Genomic DNA, 20,874 nt, shown 5'->3' with positions numbered 1-20,874 from the left:
GCTCGCCGCGATCTGTGACGTCGGCTGACCGCGATCGGCGAGTGTGCTCCTACTGCGGCCACCCGTCGACCGGACCCGGGGGATCGGTGGCGAGCCGGGCGCCCATCCACTCGTCGACCCGCACGCCGCGCTGCACGCCACCCGAGCGGGCAAGTCCCTCGTAGTGGAAACCGTTGCGGCGCACGGCGGCCGCCGATGGGTAGTTGCCGACCACCGCGCGCCAGGTGATGCGCGCCAGGCCGAGTCCTTCCGGGGCGAAACCGAATTCGCAGACCAGCCGGATGACGCGCGACATCAGGCCGCGCCCGCGGATTTCGGGTGCCAGCCAGAAGCCGATCTCGCGGGTGCGCACGCCGCGGTCGACCAGGCCGACCATGCCGTCGACCCGGCCCTCCGCCGCGGTGCGGATCGCCCAGACGGGGGCATTGTCGGCCCAGCCCGGTGCGACGGACCGGTCGAGGAAGTTCTCGGCGTCGGCGCGCGCGTAGGGAACGGGGATGGATGTCCAGCGCTGCACTTCGGGGTCCTGGCAGCACTCGACGATGCGATCGATATCGGCGCCGGTCGGGCGGGTGAGCCAGACGGTCCCATCGGTGAGCGGGTGCTCGTACATCACCCCATCCTGACAGCCCCCGCCCGGATTTTCCGCTGGATTTCCGGCTCCGTAGGATCGATACCGATGGTTTCCCCGCTGCTCACCGACCTGTTCGAATCGCATCGACCGCACCTGCTTTCGGTCGCCTACCGGCTCACCGGCAGCGTCGCGGACGCCGAGGACGCGGTGCAGGAGAGCTGGCTGCGCATGGCGGGTGTGCACCAGTCCGAGATCGACGACCTGCGCGCCTGGCTCACCACCGTGGTCGGCCGGATCTGCCTCGACCATCTGCGCAGCTCCGCGAAGCGCCGGGAAACTTATGTGGGGCAATGGCTTCCGGAGCCGATCGTCAGCAGGCCGGGTTCCGGTGGCGATCCGCTGGAGCTGGTCGTCCGCGATCAGGACAGCCGGCTGGCGGCCATGGTGATACTCGACGCGTTGACCCCGCAGCAACGGGTGGCGCTGGTGCTGCACGATGGAGTCGCGGTGCCGTTCGCCGAGATCGCCGAGATCCTCGATGTCACAGCGGAGGCGGCGCGGCAGTTGGCGGCACGTGCGCGCAAGGCGCTGGTCAGGGCGCCCGAGCCGGTCGCCGACGACGTTCACGACGCGGCCGTGCGGCGGTTTCTCGCCGCGCTGGCCACCGGGGATGTCGCCGCGGTCGCGGCCACGCTGCATCCGGAGGTCACCTTCACCGCGGATGCGGGCGGAACCACCGGTACCGCACTGAATGTTGTCGCGGGAGTAGAGAAATTCGCGCGGCTCGCGGTGAGCTGGTGGCTCGAGCACCTCGGCGAATCGCTGCTGGAGCTGGAATCTGTTGCGGTGAACGGGCAATCGGGGCTGGTACTCACCGATCCGAACTCGCCGTTCGGGCGGCCGGTGCGTGTACTCGCGTTCACGGTGCGTGACGGAAAGATCTGGGCTGCTTACGATTTCGCCAATGTGGCGAAGCTTTCGGGTGCGCGGACGCGCTGACGGGGAGCACCGGACCGGACCCGCGCGATCCGGTCCGATGCGCTCACCGGCCTACGGGTAGGTGGAACCCCAGTTGTGGTTCCCCGTGGACGAACCGAGGTTGAAATCCCCGGTCGAGGAACCCATGTTGTTGTCCGGGGTGGCCGAACCGGTGAAGTAATCGACGATCGGGTTGGCGACGAGGTGATCGTGGATGAACTGCAGTGCCGAACCGGCGACCTCCGACGCAGCCGGGTGCACGATGAAGTCGAGCAGAGGTGAGGCCATGTGAGCCCCTTTCGATATACCACCACGACGTGGTGTGTGAGGTAGAACACGGCGAGGCTAGCTGAGGTTGGAGCAACGCACAATAGCGCAGGTCAATGCGGAAAAACATTTGTGAAACATAGGTGTTCGCTATCGCTCGGCAACGCTCGCTGAAAGTGGGATACGCTGCGGAGATGCCGCCGGAATCGCCCACTGTCGCCCGTTTGCGCCCCTTCGGCTCGACGATCTTCGCCGAAATGACCGAGTTGGCCGTCCGCCATGACGCGGTCAATCTGGGGCAGGGATTCCCGGACACCGACGGGCCGGCGGGAATGCTCGAGGTGGCACGCGCGGCGATCGCCGACGGGCTCAACCAGTACCCGCCCGGGCGCGGGATGCCGGTACTGCGCCGGGCCGTCGCCGACGATCGCGCCCGTCGCTACGGGACCGCCTACGACCCGGCCACCGAGGTGCTGGTGACCGTCGGCGCCACCGAGGCGATCAGCGCCGCCGTGCTCGGGCTGGTCGAACCCGGGCAGGAGGTGGTCCTCATCGAGCCGTACTACGACTCCTACGCCGCGTCGGTCGCGCTCGCCGGAGCGCAGCGGCGCACCGCCCGCCTGGTCGCCGACGGCGACCGATTCGTGCTGGATCTGGACAGTCTGCGCGCCGCGATCACCCCGAAAACCCGCATGGTGGTGGTGAATTCGCCGCACAACCCCACCGGATCCGTGCTCGATCGCGCCGACCTGACCGCCATCGCTGAGCTGGCCCGCGAGCACGATCTGCTGGTGCTGGCCGACGAGGTGTACGAGCATCTGGTCTACGACGGCGTCGAACACGTCAGCATCTCCACGCTGCCCGGTATGCGTGAGCGAACGATCGTAATATCGAGTGCCGCAAAGACATTCAATGTGACCGGCTGGAAGATCGGCTGGGTGTGCGCGCCCGCGCCACTGCTCGACGGCGTGCTCGCGGCCAAGCAGTTCCTCACCTTCGTCGGTGGCGGACCGTTCCAGCCCGCCGTCGCCCACGCGCTCGACGCGGAACGCGACTGGATCGTCTCCCTGCGCGCCGGACTCTCCGACAAGCGGCTGCGTCTCTCGGCGGCCCTGCGCGACACCGGATTCGGTGTGCGCGCCAGCTCCGGCGGCTACTTCGTCTGCGCCGATATCCGTCCCCTCGGTGCCACCGACGGACTCACCTTCTGCCGCGAACTTCCAGCCAGGCTCGGTGTCGCGGCAGTTCCGGTGAGTGTCTTCGCCGACCACGCCGACGACTGGAAACACTTGGTGCGCTTCACTTTCAGTAAACGCGACGAGACGATCGACGAGGGTGTCCGAAGGTTGCGCGCTGGTATCGCGGTGAGCTGACCGTCGGCGGGACAGCCCCGTCGGTCGCCCATCGGCTGTGGTGCGAATATTGCCGATTCCGCGTCGCTTTATGGCCTCGTCGGCCGCGCCGCGCCGCGCCGCGTCGCGTCGGGTCGGGTCGCGTCGGGTCGCGCCGCGTCACGTCGGGTCGCGTCGGGTCGCGCCGCGTCACGTCGGGTCGCGCCGCGTCGGGTCGCGCCGCGTCGGGTCGCGCTGCGTCGGGTCGCGCCGCGTCGGGTCGCGCCGCGTCGCGTCGGGCCGGGCCGGGTCGCGCCGGGTCGGGCCGGGTCGGGTTGCGGTGGCCGGATGGTCGGCTATCTGCTCGCCCACATCTCTGGCCAGACCGAAATCGGTTGTGGCTGCGCGAACCTTGTTGATCTTTCGCTGATCACCGGCGGTCGGCAGGGTCGATTCGGCGGAGTGCTGGTCGCTGCCCGGCGATGACGGGTGCGGGCGCGGGGTGGGCGGATCAGTCGCGGGCGTGGCGGGCCAGGGGAGCGTGCCACTGGTAGTGGCGGGCCAGCAGGCGGAAGCCGATGGCGCCGGTGGCGGCGAGCAGGCCGGTCCAGGCGTGGTAGAGGTCGAAGTGCAGGAGGGTGGCGGTGGCGGCGGCGCCGAAGAGGGCGGGGACGGCGTAGAGGTCCTGGTCGGGGCGCAGGACGCGGGGGACCTCGCCGGAGAGGACATCGCGCAGGACGCCGCCGCCGATGGCCGTGGTCATGCCGAGCAGGGCGGCGGTGGGGGCGCCGACGTCGGCCGAGTAGGCGATCACCGTGCCGGTCACGCAGAACAGGCCGAGGCCGACCGCGTCGGCGACCTCCAGCGGCCCCTTGGTCAGGCGCGGTGACGGCGCGATGAAGAACAGCAGCAGCGCGGTCAGCAGCGACGCGCACAGGTAGGTGAGGTCGGTGAACGCCGCCGGCGGGGTGCGCCCGATCAGCAGATCGCGCACGATGCCGCCACCGAGCGCCGTCGCGGTCGCGAGCACCGCCATCCCGAACAGGTCCAGGCGTTTGCGCACCGCCACCAGCGCCCCGGACGCGGCGAAGGAGATCACGCCCATGAGCTCGCCACTGCGATGCACCGCCGTCACCGCCGAATCCAGCTCCGACACCGAGGGCCCGGCCATGATCACCGCCACCACACCGCTCACCACTGTCTCCTTCACTCCGACATCCCCAGCAGAGTGACACGCCTCCCCACCCACCACCGCCCCGGCCGCACCCGGCGCGTCGCTACGTCATCGCGACCCACCACTGTCTTGGCCGGTCCCGGCGCGTCGCTACGTCATCGCGACCCACACTGCCTTGGCCGCACTCGGCGTCGCTACGTCATCCCGGCGCCCGCCGATGTCCTGGCGGCTGGTGCACGCCTCGGGCGATTCCTGCGGAACTGGTCAGGTTCGACCGCGCCTGGGTGGTCGCGGTGTCGTCCCGGTTCGCTGATGTCTTGGCAGGTGGTGCGCGGATGGTTCCCGAGGGAACTCGTCCAGGCCGAGCCGGGCCGCGGATCGGGTCAGGCCGGGGTGGGGCGGGTGCGGTCGGTGGCGAGGAGGATTGCGATGGTGCCGAGGGCGGTGCCCATCAGGTAGCGCTGGGTGCGCAGCCAGCGGGGGCGGGTGGTGAGGAAGGTCGCGAGGGTGGCGGCGGTGAGCACGATCAGGGCGTTGACGGTCAGGGCGACGGTGATCTGGACGGCGCCGAGGGACAGGCTCTGTAGCCAGAGGGTGCCGCGGGCCGGGTCGACGAACTGGGGGATCAGGGCCATGTACATGATCGCGATCTTGGGGTTGAGCAGGTTGGTGACCAGGCCCATCGTGAACAGCCTGCGGGTCGGATCGTGCGAGAGTTCGGCGGGGGCGAACACCGAGACCCCGCCCGGGCGCAGCGCCTGCCAGGCCAGCCACAGCAGGTAGGCCGCACCCGCCAGCTTGACGGCCAGGTACAGGCCGGGGACCACGGCGAACACGGCGGTGATCCCGGCCGTCGCGGCCAGCAGGTACACCCCGAACCCCGCCGCCACCCCGGCCAGCGAGATCAGCCCGGCCCGCCGCCCCTGCGCGACGGTCCGCGACACCAGATACATCATGTTCGGCCCGGGCGTGAGCACCATGCCGAGCGCGGCCACCGCGACCCCGAGAACCGCCGTTGTCTGCAACATGCACCGAGTCTGACCTGGTCGAGACCCCATTGTCGCGGTCCAGTCGCGACCCGCTGGCCTCGCCGGCCCAGACAAGCGCGACGGTGCGGAGACCCGCGTCACGCATGCCGCCAACTGCTTCACCCCAGGTCGTGTCGGTGCAGGTCCGTACAATCGACAAAGGCCGCCCGGGGAGGAGGTCGTACAGGTGACGTCCCGACCACCCGCGGGGGCGAGTCTTCGAATACGCGCGCGAACCGCGCCTCTTCAGTACAGGAGCAAGGTGTGACCGACGGTCCGCTGATCGTGCAGAGCGACAAGACCCTGCTGCTCGAGGTCGACCACGAGCTGGCAGGCAACGCGCGGCAGGCCATCGCGCCCTTCGCGGAGCTGGAACGTGCGCCCGAACATGTGCACACCTACCGGATCACCCCGCTGGCGCTGTGGAACGCGCGCGCGGCCGGGCACGATGCCGAGCAGGTGGTCGACGCGCTGGTGAGTTTCTCCCGGTACGCGGTGCCGCAGCCGCTGCTTGTCGACATCGTCGACACCATGGGCCGCTACGGCCGTCTGCAGCTGGTCAAGCATCCCGCGCACGGGTTGAGCCTGGTCAGCCTGGACCGCGCGGTCCTCGAGGAAGTGCTGCGGCACAAGAAGATCGCCCCGATGCTGGGCGCGCGCATCGACGACGACACGGTGATCGTGCACCCGTCCGAACGCGGCCACATCAAGCAGATGCTGCTGAAGATCGGCTGGCCCGCCGAGGACCTGGCCGGCTATGTCGACGGCGAGGCGCACGAGATCGGCCTGGACTACACCGAGGGCAAGTGGCACCTGCGCGACTACCAGGAGATGGCCGCCGACTCGTTCTGGGCAGGCGGCTCCGGTGTCGTCGTGCTGCCCTGTGGCGCGGGCAAGACCATGGTCGGCGCCGCCGCGATGGCCAAGGCCAAGGCGACCACGCTGATCCTGGTCACCAATACCGTCGCGGGCAGGCAGTGGCGACGTGAGCTGCTGGCACGCACCACGCTGACCGAGGACGAGATCGGCGAGTACTCCGGTGAGCGCAAGGAGATCCGCCCGGTCACCATCGCCACCTACCAGGTCATCACCCGCAAATCCAAGGGCGAGTACAAGCATCTGGAACTGTTCGACAGCCGCGACTGGGGCCTGGTGATCTACGACGAGGTGCACCTGCTGCCCGCGCCCGTCTTCCGGATGACCGCCGACCTGCAGTCCCGGCGCAGGCTCGGCCTCACCGCCACTCTGGTCCGTGAGGACGGCCGCGAGGGCGATGTGTTCTCGCTGATCGGCCCCAAGCGCTACGACGCGCCGTGGAAGGACATCGAGGCGCAGGGCTGGATCGCCCCCGCCGACTGCGTGGAGGTGCGGGTCACCCTCACCGACGCCGAGCGGATGGCCTACGCCACGGCCGAGCCGGAGGAGCGCTACAAGCTGTGTTCGACCGCGCGCACCAAGATCCCGGTGGTCGAGTCCATCCTCGACCGGCACAAGGGCGCGCCGACCCTGGTGATCGGCGCCTATCTCGACCAGCTCGACGAACTCGGCGTCGACCTGAACGCCCCGGTCATCACCGGTGCGACCAAGAACAAGGAGCGCGAGGCGCTCTTCGACGCGTTCCGGTCCGGGGAGATCCCGGTCCTGGTGGTGAGCAAGGTCGCCAATTTCTCCATCGACCTGCCGGAAGCCTCGGTGGCGGTGCAGGTTTCGGGCACCTTCGGCTCCCGGCAGGAGGAGGCGCAGCGCCTCGGCAGGCTGTTGCGGCCCAAACAGGATGGGGGACAGGCGCATTTCTATTCGGTCGTCGCCCGCGACACTCTCGACGCCGAGTACGCCGCGCACCGGCAGCGTTTCCTGGCCGAACAGGGCTACGCGTACCGCATCACCGATGCCGACGATCTGCTCGGACCGCCGATCGGTGACGGCGCGTAGCCCTCATCCCCAGGTCGGGACGCGGTACGGTGCGTTGAGCTGAACCCATCGAGAGCTAAGTGGAGGCAACTCCTCCGCAACCTGTGCTAGGAAGGAATTGTGCGCCGCTTCGAATTCGTGGTCGACCGTGAACACGCTCATGCGGTCAACGAGACCTTCACCGGATTGCGCCGACTACGCCTGGTGGCCCTGCTCGTGGCCGCGCTCGCCGTCGCGGCGACGGCCGCGCTGCTGTGGAGCGGGCAGGCGTGGGGATACCTGCTGGCCGTGGTGTGCGTGCTCGCCGCGGCCATCGCGCTGTGGGTCGCGCTGTGGACGCCACACCGCTCCAGCATCGAAAAACTCTACCAGGACGGGCCTTTGGTGCCCGCCGTGGTCTCCGAGTCCGAGCCGTCGGGCATCGTGCTGCTCGCCCTGGTCGACATCGCCGAACCCACCGCGCCGACCCGCAGCTGGGCCCTGATCACCCGCAAGGTGCGCGCCCTGCCCGGCCACGCGCCCCAGCGTGGGGAGCGCGTGCCCGCCGTCGCGGTCCGCACCGACCGCGCACCCCGCCAGGTGGGTGAGCGCTGGCAGCTGGTCACCGCGATGCCGATCTCCTGGGGCACCCGCGACCAGGCCGTCATCGACCGCGCCGCCGCCGCCATCACCGAACTCGAGTGGCGCCTGCTCGCCGAAAACCTCGCCCTGGCCGCCCGGGTCAAACGCACCGCGACCAAACGCCTGCTGCTCGACCCACACCAACTCCCCGCCGGCCTCGACTGAGCGGTACATGCGCCGGTCCGGCGTCGCAGACCCGGACCTCTCCGAGCCCAGCGTGCGGATCTGCCAGGTGTGGTGTGCCGGATCACTGGGCCCAGGCGCGGACCCCTCCGGCCCAGCGTGTGAGCCTGCCGGGCTGGCGGCGTAGGTGCGGATCTCTCTGGTCCAGCGTGTGAGCGTGCCGGGCTGGCGGCGTAGGTGCGGATCTCTCTGGTCCAGCGTGTGAGCGTGCCGGGCTGGCGGCGTAGGTGCGGATCTCTCTGGGTGTTGTGTGCCGATGCTGGACCTGCGACCACCGCCGGGTGATCGACTCTCGGGTCGCGCCGAGGGTGATCCGGGGTGGGCGTGGGGACGTTCGGCTGGGACGATGGACCGGTCCGTCTCCGGGGAAAGGGCGTGCGTGACATGCGATGGTCGGCCGGAGTGTGCGCGGCACTCGCGCTGCTGGTGCTGGGAATCGGCCCTGCGGTCGCGGATCCGGCGCTGATCGGGGCGCCTGGTCTCGGCGACCCGTACTACCCGCTCGACGGCAACGGCGGCTACGACGTGCGCCACTACGACATCGGCGTCGCCTACGACCCGCCCACCCACCACCTGCGCGGCACCGCCCGCATCGACGCGCTCGCCACCCAGCCGCTGGCCCAGTTCAACCTGGACTTCCGCGGGCCCGAGGTGGCGATGGTGACCGTCAACGGGCAGCCCGCCGGCTTCACCCGCGACGGTGAACACGAACTGGTGGTGACCCCGCTGCTGCCGCTGCCGGCCGGCCTGCCGATGCGGATCGTCGTCGACTACGCGGGCACGGCGGCCGACACCGAGGGCAAGGGCTGGACGCACGCGCCGAGCGGCGGCGCGTTCGCGGTCGGCCAACCACACAGCGCGAGCACCTGGTACCCACTCAACGACACGCCCCTGGACAAGGCGACCTTCACCCTGCACGCCTCGGTGCCCGCCGGCTGGGAGGTCATGTCCACCGGGGAGCGCACCAGGCACGAGATGCGCGACGGCCGGCTCGAAACCACCTGGGAGACCAGGCATCCCGTCATCGGCTACCTGACCACCATGGCCGTCGACCACTTCACCTTCCTGGAGAACCGGCGCGCGGACGGCACCCCCGTTCTCAGCGCCTTCGCCCCGGAATCCGAGCACAACCGCGACGACGAGCAGCGGGTACCGGAGATTCTCGACTTCCTCGAAAACCTCTACGGGCCCTACCCGTTCGATGTCGCCGGCGGCATCTACGTCGACGCCGAGATCCCGTTCTCCCTGGAAACCCAGACCCGTCCCACCTACGCGCCCTGGACCGACCTCAACACCGTGGTGCACGAACTGGCCCACCAGTGGTGGGGCGACACCATGTCGGTGCGGCAGTGGTCCGACATCTGCCTCAACGAATGCTTCGCCAGCTACACCGCCGACTACCTGTGGATCGAGCGGATCGACGGCGCCGACGTCGACACCAAGTACCGCGAGGAGATCGCGGAATACCTCGACGACGCCGAGTTCTGGGACATCGCCCTGGCGAATCCCGGTGCGGGCGACGAGTTCACCTCCGTCTATTACCGCGGCCCACTGTTCCTGCACGCCCTGCGCAAACTGATCGGCGAGGACGTCTTCTTCACCGCGCTGAAGGATTTCGTGCACGCCCACCGCGACGGCCACGCCTCCATGCCGGAGTTCCGGGAGTTCCTGCAGACCCGCACCTCGATGCCGCTGGGCGAGTTCCTGGCCGAATGGCTCGACGGAACACGCGCACCACGCGACGCCTTCCTGTATCCGGGCACGCTCGGCGGCTGACCACTGGCGTAATCGTGCAATTCGCCGCCGCGTAATCGGAATACTGACTGCGAACGGCCGAATTGCACGAATACGCCGGCCTGATCGGCGTCAGTCCGCCGAGGACCGGGCGCGCGCCCGCTCCGCCCACCGCTGCATACGGTCGAATTGGCTACGCGCGGCGGTCAGTTCGCCGCGGGCGCGATGGTCGGCGGTCTGGGCGAAATGGCGTTGCTGTTCGGCGTGTTCGAGCTCGGTGCGCAGCTGGTCGATGCGGGCTTCGGCGGCGGTCAGCTCGGATTTCGTCTGCGCGGCAGCGGCCTCGGCCTCGTCGCGGGCCGTGCGGGCCGAGGCGAGACCGGCTTCGGCGTCGGCGAGTTCCTCGGCGCGGCGGGCCGCCTCGGAATCCTGCTTCGACGCCTTGGGGCGGGGCGCTGACTTGCCCGACGGCGCGCTCGCTTTACCGCCGGTGATCGCCACCAGACCGGCCGGTCCGAAACCGTCGTAGGTGACCGTGGCCGCCAGCACACCCGCGCGGACCTGATCGGCGACGCCGGCATCGGCCAGGGCGGCGGTGAGGGTCTGGCCGACCTCCCGCAGGGTCTGTGCGGACGCGACCCGGCCGTGCTCGGCGGACAACTCGCCCGCGCGCTTGGTCATCGCGTTCACCACCTGCTGACGTTGCGTGCCGAGCGCGCGCAGCTTGTCGCCGGAGAGCTGACGTTGCGCCGCACGCAGGGCGTCACCCAGATCGAGCAGTGCGGCGATCTCGCGCGGTGCGTGCCGGGCGAGCAGGTTCACCGTCCAGGCGGCGACCGTCGGTTTGCGCAGCGCGGTGACGGCGGCGGCGAGCTCGCGGTCGCCGTCGGCGCGGGCCGCGGCGGCGCGCTCGGTACGAGCCTGCACGAACTCGCCGGGGTCGAGGCCGTACAGCTCGCCCGCGACATCGTCGATGCTCATCTCCCCGATGGTAGCCAGCCGACGGGGCCGAGCGCGGCAGGCGCGGTCTTGGGTATCGTCACCGGCGGTCATGTATGCCTGAACCGTTCGGTGAGTGAGGTTTTCAGTGTTTTTCCCAGGAAAGCGACTGCTGGCACGGCTCGTGTTCGCGCCCGTAGCCACGGTCGCGCTGGTCGGAGCGGTAGTCGCCTGCTCCTCCGGTGAGGAATCGGCTGCGTCGGTGTCGGCGGGGTCGTGTGTCGAGATCACCGACAACTCCGCCGACGCGATGACGGCCAGTCTCGGCGACTGCGGCTCGGCGGCCACCGACTACCGGATCGCCCAGGTCGTGAGCGCGCCGGCGGACTGCGCCGTCGACACGGCCATCTTCACCGGCACGGTCGGCGATACCGAGACCACCCTGTGCCTGACACCGAACTTCGCCGAGGGCAAGTGCTACGCCGATGCCGGGACGCGGCCTGCCGAGTCGGTCGAGTGTTCGGCACCGGAGGCCACGTTCAAGGTCGTGCAGCGGATCGACGGCGCGACCGACGAACTGCAGTGTGGCGCCGGCGCGACCCAGTTCCGGTTCGCGAAGGACCCCGAGGCCACGTTCTGCCTGGCCAAGCCGTAATTCAGTCCAGCAGGGCCACCGACGCGATGCGGTGCAGCGTGAAGTGGCGGGTGGCGCCGGTGACGGGGTCGATGGCGTCGAGCTGGCCGTTGCCGACTCGCAGTGGCTCCACCACGCGCTGGGTGGCGACGCCCTGGGCGTCCACGTAACCGATATTGACCGGTCGGCCGACCCGCGCGGCCAGCTGTAGCAGCGCGAGCGTGGCGGCGGTGCCGGTCCGGGTGCCGTCGGCGCGCACGGATCGGCTGCTGCGCGCGCCTGCCGCGCGTTCGCCCGCGCGCAGTTCGGTGACGAGCAGGGCGAGTTGTTCGTCGCTGGGTGGCGTCGGCCGGTAGGGCTTGCGGGCGAGGGGGCGCACGGCGATGCGGGCGCCGCGGGGCCGCAGGTCGACGATCGCGCCGCCGGAGTCCTCGCCCGCGGGCGCGAACCCGGCAGCGCGGAGCTGATCGAGCAGTTCGCCCAGCGGGGCCAGCGCGATCGCCACCGTGGGGGCGATGGCGCGCAGGGCCAGCGTCTCGGCGACGGGGGCGGCGAGAACCTGGGCCAGCAGGGCCGGGTCGTCGCTGCGCAGGAAGGACTGGGCCATGCCGGCGCGGAGCTGTCCGTGTCGGCGGGCGACGTCGTCGATGAGGTAGGTCAGCGACTGCGGGACGGGGGTGCGGGAGTGGTTGGCGAACAGGGCGTGCAGTTCGGCGGCGGTCATGCCCGCGTCGAGCGCGCGCCGCACCGAGGCATCGCCGACGCGGTAGACGGTGGCCGCGCCCGCGGACTCCACATCGGCGACCAGGGCGATCCGGCCACGCAGTTCGGGAACCAGCGGGCCGGGCGCGATCACCGTCAGATCGGCCTGCACCAGCACGTGGTCGACCGGTTCGGGCAGGGCGGTGGCCATCTCGGCCTCGGCGACGCCGCTGCCTGCGCCGTGCAGCAGCGCCCTGGCCGCGGAGTCCAGCGCGCCGCGACCGAGCAGGCCGACCGTGGCGGCCTCGGCCAGCGTCGCGGTCACCGCGTCGAGCCGGAAGTGTCTGCGCCGTCGCGGCATCCGCCAGGCCAGCAGCTTGCCGATGTCGGCCGGGGTCAGCGCGGTGCCGCTGGGGAATTCGGCGAGCAGGCCGAGCACGGCGTGCCGGTCGCGCACAGCGTGCGGAATGCGTAGTTCGGCCGACAGCGCGGCGATCGGCTTGTCGGCGGCATCGCGCAGGCCGATCATCCACGGCATCCGGTCCAGCTCCAGCCAGGCCTGGGCGAGCAGCACCCAGCGGGTCGCGGGCGGGGCGTCGAGCCAGGCGTCGGCGGCGGGGGTGGGCGCCCAGAAGTCGTCGGTGGAATCGAGATCGGGCGCGGGTTCGGGCAGGCCCTTCTCGACCAGTTTCGCCGCGGTGAGCAGCTCCAGCAGGAGTCCGGTGCGCTGCTCGTCGATGCCGGTCTGCTTGGCCAGCCTGCGTAATTCGCGGACTCCGAGACCGCCTGCGCGCAGGGCGGGGGCGGGCAGCTTGCCCAGTGCGTCGAGCAGATCGGCGCAGTCGCGCAGCAGCTCGCCGACCTCGCCCGCGCCGACCGCGTTCACCTCGGCGGGCGCGTTCTTGGTCAGGGCCGGCTTCGGCGGAGCGAGCGCGTGCGGGTCGGTGACGGGTTCGCCACGAAGTAGCTGACCGACCGTCACCGGCAGTTCCACGGTCTCGTCATCGATCCGGTGCAGCAGCCGCGCCGCCAGCAGGCGCTGCACGGGCCGGTCGGCGGGCGTGCCGGGCGCGGCGTCGCGGGTGCGCCCGCGCGGGCCGGTGGTGGCGAGTTTGTCGAGCAGGGCGCGCTCGGCCGGACTCGCCTGCGTCAGCGCGGTGGTCACCTCGGGCTCGGTGAGTGCGTCGGGCAGCGCGGTGGTGGCGCCGAGCGGCCAGGGCAGCGCCTCGACGGCCGACGGGGTGACGTGCAGGTCGTCGCCGGTCTGCCAGACCAGCGCGCGGTCGAGCAGGCGGGTCAGCGCGGCGGTGACGGCGGTCTTGGTGACGCGATCCTTCAGCTGCGCGTGCAGGGTGGCGCGGGTCAGCGGGGTGAGGGTGGTGCCGATCGTGCGGGCGTCTTCGTTGGCGACGAGTGCTTCGATGACGGCGAACTCGAGGGTGTCCAGCTCGTCGGCGGCACGCAACACCGACGCGCGCTGCTGGGCGCGCACCGCGAGCACCGACATCGACGCCGGTAGCGGCACCGCCAGATCGGGCCGCAACTGCAGCAGTTTCACCAGTTGGGCGTCGGTGCGCGCACCGAGCCAATCGGCGAGGGAGTCCGTCGCGATCATCGAGGAAAGCCTACCGTTTCGGCGCCCGCGAACTCACGGCACCAGCCGCCGCCGGACACCTCTGTGTCAGAATGAGCCGGTGGTGAACAAATCGAAGAAACCCTACGTCGACAACGGGTGGCCGCAGGTGGCCGACGGCGAGCACGCCGTGACCGAGCTGTCGTCGACCCGCGCCGGTAACCTCTCGCCCTTCGGCGAGGAGACCGAGTTTCCCGTCCCGGCTGCCAAGCTGCCCTACGTGCACCCGCAGACCGTGATCAACCGGGTGTAGTCCGACGGGAAAAGCAAGAGCCCGCATCCGGTGAGGATGCGGGCTCTTGTTGTCTGCGTGGGCGATCAGGAGGGCAGCAGGCCCTTGTTCGCCTGGAAGAAGTCGATGACGGCCGGGTCCAGCTGCGTACCCTTGGCGTTGTTGACGAAGTCGATGGCCTGCTGCGGCACGGCGATGCCCTGCTGCTGCACGACGGTGAGGGCGCGGTCCACGGCCTGGAAGACTTCCTGGCTCGGGTCCTGCACCTGCGGGACGCTGACCTCGGGGACCCAGCTCGGGGCCGACGGCGCGATGCGCTCGGTCGGGCCGCTGCTCAGGCCCAGTTTGGCCGAGCAGGAAGGCCACGCGCCCCAACCCTGGGAAGCGAGCACCTTTTCGGCGATGACGATCTGCTCTTCACGGGTGGCCTGGTTGGCGGTCGCGGCGTACTCGCCGCCGCCGTGGGCGTTCCAGGTCGAGGGCGAGAACTGCAGCCCGCCCTGGTAGCCGTTCCCGGTGTTGATACCCCAGTTGCCGCCGGCTTCACACTGTGCGAGGCGATCCCAGTCGGAGTCGGGGGCCGCGCTGGCGTTTCCTGCGAGGGCAGCGGTTGCGGTGCCGAAGATCGCGCCGGTGACGGCGACCTTGGCAGCAGTGCGCCCGGTGGAAGTCGGCTTGCGGTGGCGTCCACTCATATCGGGTTTCTTCCTCTCGTGCGCACCTGCATGTGGTCCGGACTGAGAGGTCTCCCGGTCCGCCCTCACCCCTGATTCCAATCGGGGTCCGGTACCCGCGGGGTGAGGTTCGGTGCGGCGGGCCGGTGGTTCCGGGGTTTGCCCCGGCTGAGAGAAACGGTACGACGGTCAGCGGCGAAAGTCACTATTTGGTAACCGGCGGGTCTACGGGGGTCTCGGGGTGGTCTCAGGGTGATCCCTGAGGTGTCCGCGCAGGTAGTCGGCACGCTGGGTGTGCGCGACGGTTGCACGCTCAGTTCGTTATCTCGTCGTGATGTGATGAGGATCACATGTTTAGTCAGCGGGCACGGCGGCCGGACCACAGCGCGAACCCGAGTCCGAGCAGGAATCCGACGGGGACGAGCATCGCGAGCAGATACAGCCACAGGCCCGGTTCGCTGTCGGACACGATCGGGGTGAGGAAGATGCCGACCACCGCCAGGATGCCGATCCCGAACAGTGCGACGGCCAGGTGCAGCAGGCGATCGCTGCGACGCCGAGGTGAGTTGGTCACTGATGCACCGTAAAACTGATGTGCTCGCGGTATAGCCACCGGGGTAGACTCTGGGCACATCGCGTCCTGCATGTTGCGGGGCGCGTTCTTCTCGCGACAACGCAGAACTAACCGGGACCACAAGGGTTCTGGTGTCGAATGATGAACGGGTGAGCGCAGTGCCGACCGGCCGGGTGAAGTGGTACGACGTCGAAAAGGGCTTCGGCTTCCTTTCCCAAGACGAGGGCGAGGACGTCTACGTCCGTTCCTCCGCGCTACCCGAGGGCGTCGAAGGGCTCAAGCCCGGACAGCGCGTCGAATTCGGCATGGCCGCGGGCCGCCGTGGCCCGCAGGCGCTGAGCCTGAAGCTGCTCGAGGCGCCGCCGAGTGTGCGCGGCGACCGCTCCGCCGCCCCGGCCCGCAAGGACGCGGGGCCGCGCAAGTCGCCCGACGAGCTGCACGGGCTGGTCGAGGACATGATCACGCTGCTCGAGACGAAGGTCCAGCCGGACCTGCGCCGCGGCAAGTACCCGGATCGCAAACTCTCCCAGCGCATCTCCGAGGTGGTCCGGGCCGTTGCCCGCGAACTCGACCACTGAGCCGAATCGGCCCCCGCACACCGTGTGTCCGGGGGCCGAGCTGTATCAGGGTGCCGTGGTGTCGGGCTCCGGAGTGACGATTGACCAGGCCGCGTGGGGGATGTAGGACTCGCGGCCGGTGGCGGTGTCGCGGGCCAGGATCGGGAGCTGGACCTCGATGCCGATCAGGCGCAGGTCGGGTTCGGGCTGTGACTCGATGGTGAGGGCGCGGGCGCGCTCCGGGTAGTCGGCGAAGCTCAGGACGCGGTCGACCTGTTCGCCGGTCGGGCGCTGGTAGATGAGCTGGATCAGCCACGGGGACTCGGCGATCTTGTCCGGCAGCGAGAGCTGGACCGGCAAGCCGGAGGGGACCGCCAGCTCGGTGGTCTCGCCGTAGCGGCAGTCCTGCATGGTGACGGTGCAGAACATGAACGGGTCGACGGTGACGGCCTCGCCGTGCGCGTAGGCGGTGATCCGCGGATCGTGTTCGGTCGCCTTCGAGACGGCGACGCCGACCCAGATCGCGGTGATCAGGGCGACGGCAGCTAGGCCGGCCGCGACCAAGGCCAGGGGCGTGCGAACGTTGAGCTTGTTCACCGGATGGGGTCTCCTGTCCCTCGCGGAACCGAACCGGGGCCTGCCCGGAACGGATGGGTGGTGGTCGGTACTTCCTGCTCGGCGTGCTGCGGGCGGTTGCCACCCAGACCGGGCAGCAGCGAATGCCCGGTGTAGCTGGCGAACGTCTGGATCAGGCCGACCAGCAGGATCGCACTGATCACCGCGAAACCCTTCCAGAATTCGATCGGCAGCAGCACACCGGCCGCCCCGCCGATGACCCAGCTCAATTGCAGCACCGTCTCCGAACGGCCGAAACCGGACGCGATCGACTCCGGCGGCAAGTCGTCCTGGATCGCCGCGTCGAGCGAGACCTTCGCCAGCGCGCTGGCCGCCGAAGCCACCAGCGCGGCGAAGACGGCGCCGAACAGATTGCCGGTGAACGCGGCGAACAGCGCCACCACCGCACACGAGGCGGTGCAGCCGAGCACCACCAGCGACGGCCTGCCCAGTTGCAGGCGGGCACCGGAGGCATTGCCGCCGAAGTTGCCGATGCCCGCCGCCGCGCCTGCCGCGGCCAGCATGGCCGCCTGCTCGGTGGGACTGCCGCCGGAGCCCTTGGCGACGAAGGCGATGTAGAAGGTCAGAAAGCCGGTGAGCACCCGGATGGCGCTGTTGCCCCACAGTCCGGTGACCACCGCGCGGCCCAGCGGCTGACGCCGTTTCCGGGCGGGCACGGTCGACTCCTGACCCGGTTCGAGCACCTCGGTGTGCGCGTCGGAGCCGTGGTAGCTCAGCGTCGCGGGCACCTCGCCCTCGGTCACCTCCACCCAGGACGGAATCCGCAGACTCAGATACGCGCCGGCCACCGAGAGACCGATGGCGAACACCAGCGCGCCGGTCGACCCGGCGATCAGCGCCGCCAGCGCGGCCAGCGCACCGGCCCCGATGGTGCCGCCGACCAGGCCGAACACCGTCAGCCGGGAGTTGGTGCGGACCAGATCGATATCGGGCGGCAGCACGCGCGGGGTGACCGCGCTCTTGAGCACCGCGAACGATTTCGAGCCGACCATCATGCACAGGGCCAGCGGATACAGGCCCCAGGTGTCGATATTGAAGATCAACAGCACCGCGAAGGCCGTGCGCAGGCCGAAAGTCGTCGCCAGTGCCAGCCTGCGACCCCGCTGCAACCGGTCCAGCAGCGGTCCGATCAGCGGCGCGATCACCGCGAACGGCGCGATCGTGATCAGCAGATACAGCGCCACCTTCACCTTGGACTCGGCCGTCGCGCTCGCGAAGAACAGCGTGTTGGCCAGGGCGACGGCGATCGCGGCGTCGAGGGCGAAGTTGGCCATCGTGGCGTAGGTGAGCGCGGTCAGGCCGGACTGATCGGCGCCGTCGGCCTTCGCGGCCCGCTGGAAGGTGGCGAAACCGCGTTCGGTGAGTTCGCGGCTGCGCATGGCGGCGACGCGGGTGACGGTCAGCTTGCGGGGCACGCGTTGCGGGATCTCGTCGACGGGTTCGCCGGCGCGGGGGAACGGGCGGGTGCCCGCCGGGCCGTGGCCGGGCGGGTGCGTGCTCGGCTCGGCACGATTGCCGTGACCCGGCTTGCGGGCGGTCAGGTCCCTGGTCGGGGTGTCGTCGCCGAGGGGCGCGTTGCCGGGGGTGTGGCGAGGGTCACCGGTGGACTGATGGGGATCGCGCCGCGGGTCGTCGGTGGACTGGCGGGGATCGCGCCGCGGGTCACCGGTGGACTGGCGGGGATCGCGCCGCGCCGGGGGGTCGGTGCGGCTCGTGGGCTCGACGGGTCGCGGGTCGGTGGTGGACTGGCGGGGATCGCGCGGGTCGGTGCGGCTGGTGGGCTCGGCAGATCGGCCGGTTCGATCCTGAGGCGGCGTGTCGTTCGGCGAGTCGGGGCGGTTGCGCCGGAACAGGCCGCGTGAACGGGTCGTCGGCGGATCGGGTCGGGGGAAGACCTTGCGTGGCTGGCGTGGCTCCTCGCTCGCGCGCGGCGGGTACTGCCCGAAGCCGGGGTGTCGGCCGGGTGGGGCGCCCGCGGCGGTGCCGTCCCGGCGACCACGGTCGGGACCGGACGGTTCGCGGGGCGTAGTCACAGTCCAATTCTGTCGCACGCGGGGATTGCGCGTTCACTCGCGGCGCGGCAGTGTCGGCCACATCTCGCTATTTCGGGACGAACCGGACTTCGAACAGGCGCGGCCAGTACTTGCCGGTGAGCAGGAAGTGGTCGGTGCCGGGCAGGTTCGCGATGCCGTTGAGGACATCGGTGCCCGCGCGCTCGTCGTCGGTGAGCAGTCCGCTGGCATCGATCACCCCGGTCACCCGGCCGGTGTCCGGGTCGATTCGCAGGATGTCGTCGGTTTGGTAGTTGTTGGCGTAGACGGTGCCGTCGGGTGCGCAGTCGAGTTCGTTGGGTTTGGGATTGCGGTAGCCGGACAGGGTCACCGAGCCGGTCTCGGCGAAGGTCACCGGGTCGCGGAAGGTGAGGGTCGGCGTGCCGTCGCTCATCACCAGCCGGTCGGGTTGCGCGCACAGGCCCCAGCCCTCGCCCGAGTAGCCGACCCGGCCGGTCTCGGCCAGGGTGACCGGGTCGCGGGCGATGGCGATCTCGTTCTTCCAGGTCAGCTGCCAGACGATGGCGCCCGCCCTGGTCATCCCCTCACCGAACAGCTGCGCGGGCAACTCGACGCGCGCGGTCTCGGCGCCGGTCCGCTGGTCGGCGGCCCGCGCGCTCGACACGCCCCACATGCCGGTGCTTTCGTAGCGGACGCCGTCGACCACCTCCAGACCCTGGGTGAAGGCCCGCGGATCGTGCGGTGACGAGCCGATCACCGCCACCCGCAGGCGGTCCGGTCCGGCGTCGTCGGGACTGCTACAGGCCCCCACGCCGAGCAGGCTGACCAGCACTGTGACGGCCAACGAACTCCGATTGCGCTTCATACGGCAAAATGTATGCCGTGAGCGCAGTATCTGTTTCGGAGTCCGGCGTGCGTCCCGTTCTGGCCGATGCGGCCGAAGTCGCACGTCGTGCGCTCGTCGAGTTGGAACCCGACGGGGTAGGAGCCCATCTGGGGGTGAGCGCCGAGGACGACACGGCGGCCACCCACCGGTTCGAGGCGACCCTGGCGGGTTACCGCGGCTGGCAGTGGGCCGTGGTCGTGGCCGCGCCGCCGGGTGCGGAGGCGGCGACGGTCAGCGAGTCGGCGTTGCTGCCCGGCCCCGACGCCCTGATCGCCCCCGATTTCATCCCGTGGGAGCAGCGCGTGCGCCCCGGCGATCTGGGTCCCGGCGATCTGCTCGCTCCGCCCGCCGACGACCCCCGCCTGGTCCCCGGCTATGTCGCCACCGGCGACCCGGTCATCGACGAGGTGGCCCGCGAGGTCGGCCTCGGCCGTGTCCAGGTGCTCAGCCTCGAGGGCCGTGTCGATGCGGCCCAGCGCTGGTATACCGAGTTCGGCCCCGACACCGAGATGGCCAAGGCGGCCCCCTCCACCTGCGGTTTATGTGGCTTCTACGTGCCACTGGCCGGCGCCCTGCGCGAATCGTTCGGTGTCTGCGCCAACGCGATGGGCGCCGACGGCCACGTCGTCCACATCGAATACGGCTGCGGCGCCCACTCCGACGTCGTCGCCCCCAGCGGCAACGGCTCCCCCCGCTACGAAGCCTTCGACGACCACGCCGTCGACTACGTGAACATCCCCCGCACCACCCAGGAAACCGCCGAAGCCGAAGCAGTCGAAGCCACGACCGCCGAAGCCACCGCCCACACCACAGGCACCCAGCCGGAGCCGGCCGCCGAGGTGATCGCCGCCGAGTCCGCTGCGGAGGCAGCGACCACCGTTGAGTCCGTGTCACCGGCCGACGCGGGCGCGTCGAACGCCGAAACCACTTCCACCGTGGACCCCGAGACAGCCGCGAACCCCGCGTCACCTGCCGAAGCAGCCGCCACGACTGCCGAGCCCGCCACCGAAATCGCTGCGGACGCCGAACCAACCCTTGCTGCGGAGCCGGTGCCGGCCACCGAGCCTGCGGCAGAGTCCCGGTCCGCGAAGGCATCGCCCGAGCCCGACGCGGCGGACGTAGCCGCTGCTGCGGAGCCGGTGCCGGCTGTCGAGGGCGTGGCAGAGTCCCGGTCCGTGGATGCGTCGCCCGAGCCCGACGCGGCGGACGTAGCCGCTGCTGCGGAGCCGGTGCCGGCTGTCGAGGGCGTGGCAGAGTCCCGGTCCGTGGATGCGTCGCCCGAGCCCGACGCGGCGGACGTAGCCGCTGCCGCGGAGCCGGTGCCGGCTGCAGAGGCCGTGGCAGAGTCCCAGTCCGTGGATCCGTCGCCCGAGCCCGACGTGGCGGTCGAGGTCTCCTCGGCGACGTCGGAGCCCGCAGTGTCGGCCACCGATGCGGCCGCCGGTCCGGACGAGAGCGCCGCCGTCACCGAGCCGGTCGCCGCCGAACCTGTGGCGACTCCTGCGGCAACCGACACCGCTGCCGTGGCAGCCGAGCCCACTGCCGACGCGGCGACCGAATCATCCGCCGAGGACAGCGCTGCCGATCAGGCCAC

General features: G+C 70.5%; 20 protein-coding genes and 1 pseudogene. 10 read left to right on the top strand and 11 right to left on the bottom strand.

The features are described from left to right. Positions 1-49 precede the first annotated feature (49 nt). A complete protein-coding gene (locus ACFXK0_RS06240) occupies positions 50-613 on the bottom strand; it encodes a GNAT family N-acetyltransferase (protein WP_379408761.1) in 564 nt (187 codons plus the stop codon). 66 nt (positions 614-679) lie between these two features. Here ACFXK0_RS06240 and sigJ point away from each other — a divergent pair, with 66 nt between their 5' ends. Next, positions 680-1,573, top strand: coding sequence for an RNA polymerase sigma factor SigJ (gene sigJ, locus ACFXK0_RS06235; RefSeq protein ID WP_379408760.1), 894 nt, complete (start codon positions 680-682; stop codon positions 1,571-1,573). Positions 1,574-1,624: 51 nt separating this feature from the next. On the opposite strand, the gene ACFXK0_RS06230 is transcribed toward sigJ, so the two are convergent. Next, the gene (locus tag ACFXK0_RS06230) at positions 1,625-1,840 is read right to left on the bottom strand and encodes a hypothetical protein (RefSeq protein ID WP_379408758.1); all 216 of its coding nucleotides are present in this window, start codon (positions 1,838-1,840) and stop codon (positions 1,625-1,627) included. A gap of 173 nt (positions 1,841-2,013) precedes the next feature. Here ACFXK0_RS06230 and ACFXK0_RS06225 point away from each other — a divergent pair, with 173 nt between their 5' ends. Continuing rightward, on the top strand, positions 2,014-3,192 hold the full coding sequence (locus tag ACFXK0_RS06225; RefSeq protein WP_379408757.1) for a pyridoxal phosphate-dependent aminotransferase: 1,179 nt from the start codon (positions 2,014-2,016) through the stop codon (positions 3,190-3,192). Positions 3,193-3,498: 306 nt separating this feature from the next. Further along, entirely contained in the window at positions 3,499-3,636 is a 138-nt protein-coding gene (locus tag ACFXK0_RS06220) for a hypothetical protein (protein WP_379408756.1), read from the top strand. Between the two features lie 25 nt (positions 3,637-3,661). On the opposite strand, the gene ACFXK0_RS06215 is transcribed toward ACFXK0_RS06220, so the two are convergent. Beyond that, on the bottom strand, positions 3,662-4,321 hold the full coding sequence (locus ACFXK0_RS06215; protein ID WP_379408802.1) for a trimeric intracellular cation channel family protein: 660 nt from the start codon (positions 4,319-4,321) through the stop codon (positions 3,662-3,664). Between the two features lie 386 nt (positions 4,322-4,707). Continuing rightward, complete coding sequence (locus tag ACFXK0_RS06210) at positions 4,708-5,352, bottom strand: LysE family translocator (protein WP_379408754.1); 645 nt, start codon at positions 5,350-5,352, stop codon at positions 4,708-4,710. Between the two features lie 264 nt (positions 5,353-5,616). On the opposite strand from ACFXK0_RS06210, the gene ACFXK0_RS06205 reads away from it, so the two are divergent. The 3 genes from ACFXK0_RS06205 to ACFXK0_RS06195 all read left to right on the top strand — a co-directional run bounded on the left by ACFXK0_RS06205 (position 5,617) and on the right by ACFXK0_RS06195 (position 9,843). After that, positions 5,617-7,284 (top strand): DNA repair helicase XPB, encoded by a 1,668-nt coding sequence (locus ACFXK0_RS06205; RefSeq protein WP_379408752.1) that lies wholly within the window; start codon positions 5,617-5,619, stop codon positions 7,282-7,284. Positions 7,285-7,383: 99 nt separating this feature from the next. Further along, positions 7,384-8,049, top strand: coding sequence for a DUF3239 domain-containing protein (locus ACFXK0_RS06200; RefSeq protein ID WP_379408751.1), 666 nt, complete (start codon positions 7,384-7,386; stop codon positions 8,047-8,049). Between the two features lie 402 nt (positions 8,050-8,451). Then, the gene (locus ACFXK0_RS06195) at positions 8,452-9,843 is read left to right on the top strand and encodes a M1 family metallopeptidase (RefSeq protein ID WP_379408800.1); all 1,392 of its coding nucleotides are present in this window, start codon (positions 8,452-8,454) and stop codon (positions 9,841-9,843) included. A 90-nt stretch (positions 9,844-9,933) separates the two neighbouring features. On the opposite strand, the gene ACFXK0_RS06190 is transcribed toward ACFXK0_RS06195, so the two are convergent. After that, the gene (locus ACFXK0_RS06190) at positions 9,934-10,782 is read right to left on the bottom strand and encodes a hypothetical protein (protein WP_379408749.1); all 849 of its coding nucleotides are present in this window, start codon (positions 10,780-10,782) and stop codon (positions 9,934-9,936) included. Between the two features lie 106 nt (positions 10,783-10,888). On the opposite strand from ACFXK0_RS06190, the gene ACFXK0_RS06185 reads away from it, so the two are divergent. Beyond that, positions 10,889-11,395 (top strand): hypothetical protein, encoded by a 507-nt coding sequence (locus tag ACFXK0_RS06185; protein WP_379408748.1) that lies wholly within the window; start codon positions 10,889-10,891, stop codon positions 11,393-11,395. Between the two features lies 1 nt (position 11,396). Here ACFXK0_RS06185 and ACFXK0_RS06180 read toward each other — a convergent pair whose 3' ends face one another. After that, complete coding sequence (locus ACFXK0_RS06180; RefSeq protein WP_379408746.1) at positions 11,397-13,691, bottom strand: helicase-associated domain-containing protein; 2,295 nt, start codon at positions 13,689-13,691, stop codon at positions 11,397-11,399. 79 nt (positions 13,692-13,770) lie between these two features. Here ACFXK0_RS06180 and ACFXK0_RS06175 point away from each other — a divergent pair, with 79 nt between their 5' ends. Then, positions 13,771-13,962 carry a hypothetical protein gene (locus ACFXK0_RS06175; protein WP_379408745.1) on the top strand — a complete coding sequence of 64 codons (192 nt, stop codon included), beginning with the start codon at positions 13,771-13,773 and terminating at the stop codon, positions 13,960-13,962. 65 nt (positions 13,963-14,027) lie between these two features. Here the strand turns inward: ACFXK0_RS06175 and ACFXK0_RS06170 are convergent, their stop codons facing one another. Then, entirely contained in the window at positions 14,028-14,636 is a 609-nt protein-coding gene (locus ACFXK0_RS06170) for a transglycosylase family protein (protein WP_379408744.1), read from the bottom strand. A 337-nt stretch (positions 14,637-14,973) separates the two neighbouring features. After that, on the bottom strand, positions 14,974-15,189 hold the full coding sequence (locus tag ACFXK0_RS06165; RefSeq protein WP_379408743.1) for a hypothetical protein: 216 nt from the start codon (positions 15,187-15,189) through the stop codon (positions 14,974-14,976). Between the two features lie 158 nt (positions 15,190-15,347). Here ACFXK0_RS06165 and ACFXK0_RS06160 point away from each other — a divergent pair, with 158 nt between their 5' ends. Further along, on the top strand, positions 15,348-15,767 hold the full coding sequence (locus tag ACFXK0_RS06160) for a cold-shock protein (RefSeq protein ID WP_379408798.1): 420 nt from the start codon (positions 15,348-15,350) through the stop codon (positions 15,765-15,767). A 45-nt stretch (positions 15,768-15,812) separates the two neighbouring features. Here the strand turns inward: ACFXK0_RS06160 and ACFXK0_RS06155 are convergent, their stop codons facing one another. The 3 genes from ACFXK0_RS06155 to ACFXK0_RS06145 form a co-directional block, all read right to left on the bottom strand. Then, complete coding sequence (locus ACFXK0_RS06155) at positions 15,813-16,343, bottom strand: DUF2771 domain-containing protein (protein WP_379408741.1); 531 nt, start codon at positions 16,341-16,343, stop codon at positions 15,813-15,815. Then, positions 16,340-18,415 (bottom strand): MFS transporter, encoded by a 2,076-nt coding sequence (locus ACFXK0_RS06150; protein ID WP_379408740.1) that lies wholly within the window; start codon positions 18,413-18,415, stop codon positions 16,340-16,342. The genes ACFXK0_RS06155 and ACFXK0_RS06150 overlap by 4 nt, the downstream gene beginning before the upstream one ends. A 67-nt stretch (positions 18,416-18,482) precedes the next feature. Further along, positions 18,483-19,259: a glutaminyl-peptide cyclotransferase gene (locus ACFXK0_RS06145; protein WP_379408739.1), complete on the bottom strand. Its 777-nt coding sequence runs from the start codon at positions 19,257-19,259 to the stop codon at positions 18,483-18,485. Positions 19,260-19,267: 8 nt separating this feature from the next. On the opposite strand from ACFXK0_RS06145, the pseudogene ACFXK0_RS06140 reads away from it, so the two are divergent. Then, positions 19,268-20,143: pseudogene (locus tag ACFXK0_RS06140) on the top strand (DUF3027 domain-containing protein); the annotation flags it as partial. Positions 20,144-20,874 lie beyond the last annotated feature (731 nt).

It is taken from the genome of Nocardia sp. NPDC059177, from assembly GCF_042755165.1.
Classification (GTDB): Bacteria; Actinomycetota; Actinomycetes; order Mycobacteriales; family Mycobacteriaceae; genus Nocardia.
This window is presented reverse-complemented; position numbering and strand designations above follow the sequence as displayed.